Source organism: Rahnella sp. CJA17(1/100) (assembly GCF_963881615.1).
GTDB lineage: Bacteria > Pseudomonadota > Gammaproteobacteria > Enterobacterales > Enterobacteriaceae > Rahnella > Rahnella aceris.
In genome coordinates, this window is the sequence record NZ_CAWOJA010000065.1 from 1 (window position 1) to 448 (window position 448).

1 protein-coding gene is annotated in these 448 nt (G+C 51.1%); it reads left to right on the plus strand.

Features of this window, described 5'->3' with window-relative positions:
• Window positions 1-448: Hsp70 family protein (locus tag AACU55_RS22105; RefSeq protein ID WP_167686186.1), on the plus strand; the 448-nt coding region annotated here is incomplete at both ends.

A 448-nucleotide genomic window follows, 5' to 3' on the forward strand; every position in this document is an offset into this window, starting at 1 on the left:
GAATTAGGTGCTAAGGTTGAAGGTCGCCAAGTATCGAGTGCTAAAAGCTGGTTATCTCACCAAGCGGTTGATCGTAACTCCGACATTCTGCCGTGGGCAGGCGCAACTGACGTCGATAAGGTGTCTCCTGTTGTCGCAAGCGCAAGCTACCTAAACCACATCCGCCAAGCATGGAACTACCGTAACCCAAGCAACAAGCTTGAAGACCAAGACGTTGTGGTAACTGTTCCCGCTTCATTCGATGAGACAGCACGTAAGCTGACACTCGAAGCGGCAGAACTGGCGGGCTTAGGTAAGATTCTGTTACTCGAAGAGCCGCAAGCCGTTTGTTATGACTGGTATGCCCGTCACCAACAAACCGCTGCAGATGTACGTCAACAGATCCCGCTGATTCTAGTGTGTGATGTTGGTGGCGGTACTACCGATTTAAGTGGGATCGAAGCAAGCT